The 3,499-nt window shown below is 37.0% G+C and carries 1 protein-coding gene; it reads right to left on the bottom strand.

Annotated features, from left to right (window positions below):
• Positions 1-163: 163 nt before the first annotated feature.
• Positions 164-3,499: choice-of-anchor L domain-containing protein (locus tag P6733_RS17810; RefSeq protein WP_306354306.1), on the bottom strand; the 3,336-nt coding region annotated here is incomplete at its 5' end.

Below are 3,499 nucleotides of genomic sequence, written 5' to 3'. Positions count from 1 at the left end.
TGTATTGCGTATAATGTGGGTCTTGTTGTGCTTGGACATCCACTAAGGCGGTCATAGCGATCAAGGCTGTCAGATATAATTTCTTCATGTGTAACTTTATAGTTTTATGGTGTAAAATACCTCTCTGCCCTTTAGGACAGAAAGGCTTTACTTCCCTTTTTGATTAGTTTCTTTCGCGGTTGATATAAACCCATCCTGTTTCTGATCCTGTTGATTTCTCAATTACATAGTAATATGTCCCATCTGGCAATTCATTCCCTTTCTCTGATTGTCCATGCCATTGGTCTGTATAGTTTGAATAACTATATACTTTTGTACCATATCTATTGAAAATACTCAAATGACGAACTCCTAAACCGGTTAAATCAAATTTGTCATTTAGTCCATCATTATTCGGTGAAATCCCTTTTGGAATCTTACAGAATGTTCCATCTACAACTACCGCTTGATTAAACTCACATCCTTCTGCCGTTTTAACTTTTACATTAATCGTCAGTGGGTATTGAGTATTGTCATTAACCAAACTTGTTACATTTAATAAAGGATCATCGTTTCCTACCACTGTAGTACCCATAGTCCAAATGTAAGTCGCCGTATTTGGATCGTAAGAATTGTTTACCGGAGAAACTGTAATAGCATAGATTTGTCCATTTACTGGATTAACCTGACAGCCTTGTTCTACATTTACTGCAAATGAATTCGTGTTCTCTGTTACTGTTACACTAGATTGTCCTTCACAGCCCGAAATGTTTACTTTTAATGTATACGTTCCTATTACTGTTGCAACAATCGTTGGAGTAGTTACCGTCGAAGTACTTCCATCTGGTAATGTCCATGTATAAACCGCATTTGGATCTGAAATATTAAAGTTCGTCGGAGTTATCGTTAACGATACTGAACCGTTTGAACAAATTGCATAGGGTCCATTATAGGTGAAGTTCCATGCTGTATTATCTTGTGCAATTGTAAATGATTTATCTACAGTACAACCATTACTATTTACTGTCACTGTGTAAACTCCAAAAGCTCCTGCAGTAATCGGTAAACTACTCGCTGTTACTGGTGAAACAGAACCGTCTGGTAATTCCCAAGAATATGTAACTGTAGCTGGGTCAAAGTTACCCGGTACAACATTGATTACTGTAGTTTCATTTGCACATATTTGTTGGTCACCTGAAAAAGTGAAATCCAAATTAGCATTACCCATTGTAATCTCGAACGTATCTGTGAATGTACACTCACCAAACGAAGCGGTTAATGAATATATTCCATAGGTATTTGCTGGCACAGTAAATACATTCGATATTTCTGTCGCAAGTGTTCCATCAGGTAAAGTCCATGCATACGTTACGCCTGTTGTTGGTGTTGCCAAGGTTGCCGTAATTGCCGAAGTTGCTGTTGGACATAATGCCGTTTCACCAGCCAATGTAAATGTTGGAGATAAATCCTGAAGTATTAATTGGAATGATTTAGTTCCTTTACATCCAGAAGCATTATCAATCACTTTTACAAATATTTGTTGTGGGTTTGATATATTCGTATACGTCATTGGAGTAGCAATCGGAGCTATCTCTGCGTCAGCATCTGCCTGTGAAGTATAGAAAGTAACAGTATAGAATGCTGGATCTAATCCTAATAATAATAAATCATTATTTTGTGTAAGATTGAAGGTTCCAGTTGATGCAGCAGAACATTTTGACAAATCTACCGGAGCTCCTGTAATTACTTCAATATTATCATAGAATTCTACAATAACTTCATCTGATGCCGTACATTGTGTTCCTACAAATAATGCTTCAAGTTTGTATATACCTGATTCTGATGCTACTATACTTGGCCCTGTAGCTCCTGTGATAACAACATTGTTTAAATACCATGTGAAAACATATAATGCTGGATCAAATCCTGAATCCAATGTATGTGTTTGTCCTGCACAAAGTGCATTTCCTTCAGAAACTAATAAATTTGCTCCTAAATTCACATTACCAATATCAAAACTTCCTCCATCTAAAAATACTGCTGTATCATAAGATGGATCTCCACGATCGGCAATTACCATTTTAATATGATAGGTTTGTCCCGGAATAACGGTAGCAGAAGCTATCATCGGAGTAGTGTAACCTCTTAAGTTTAATGGATCTGCCAACTCATTTTGTCCATTTGGATAACCATAATAGGAATCAAAGAATGTTGGATTTTGTGAAGAACATGAATTATTAAATAAACTATTACTAATTGTATTTACAGATACTGGTATCGGAGTTCCCGGTACAACTGCTAGATTGGTTGTTACACCATCTGGCCCAGTTAATAAAAAAGCAAAGGCATCCGAGTACGTTGTTCCACACTGGAAAGACCCATACTCATCTGATCCAAAAATAAAATTAAAACTCATTGCACTAATAATCGGTACAAAATCAAACTCAATATAAGTAGCATTATAAGAATCCATTGATATACCTGTTCCTGCTAAAATTGCAGCTTCCAAATCTGGATCGCCTAACCAATCGTAACCATCATTACCACCCTGTGTTCCAGTTTCTGGACCCGCTGTTGTTAATGCATTTCCTGATGATAATACAATTCCATTGTTAAATGCGAAAGAAGAACCATTTTTCTCAAAGTAGCCTATTCCATTTGTTCCACCATAATTAGTCCCTGTTGAAGACTGAATATTTGAAACTAATGGACATGGTGAACTAATTAAAACGTTTTCTACTAACTGTTGAACAGTATGTTGATTATTCGTAACAGTAATTGGTGGCAATAAAGTCCCAACACAAATATTGAATGTTGTTGTTTGATTAATTGTCGCCGTTGCTGTATATACTCTTATCTTATAGGTTTGTCCAATTACAAAATTTGAGGCATACGTACTATTTCCTGTTCCGCAATACAATAACGAAAGTGTCCCGCATTGAGTTCCTGAGTAAACAGCCATACTTAAATTTGTTGTTGAACCAGCAATATTTGATAAATCAATTGTATGAGAAGTAGATGTTGCTACAAATTGGAACCAAACATCATCGTCCGCAGATCCTCCACAAGTATTCGCTTGGGAAGAAGCTGTTGCTCCTATCACAGTACCTGCTACAGATTGTATACATGCAGAAGCTGGATTTACTGGTACAGGAGTTGCTGTTGCACACTCATCATTTGCAATTAATGTTCTAAATTTAAATGGTCCAGTCCATGTACTCTTACCATTTGCTCCGCCACAATTTGCTCTAACATAGAACTCATATGGTGAACCTGAATTTAATCCTCCTGCTGGGTAAGGTTGAGCTGTAGTTCCTGTTCCTAATGTTGCTGCTGTTGGAACTGGTCCATTCTCTGCTTGTACAACAATATCCCATGACGTAGCACTTCCTGCTTCTGTCCATCCTAATAAAGCTCCAGATTGTGTAATTCCTGTAGCTGTTAAATTCTTTGGTTTTTTGCACAATGGTGGGGTACAATTCATTATTCCTGTGAATAATGTTGTTCCTGGTACTCCAAT

It is taken from the genome of Flavobacterium aerium, assembly GCF_030766725.1.
GTDB classification, from domain to species: Bacteria; Bacteroidota; Bacteroidia; order Flavobacteriales; family Flavobacteriaceae; genus Flavobacterium; species Flavobacterium aerium.
This window is presented reverse-complemented; position numbering and strand designations above follow the sequence as displayed.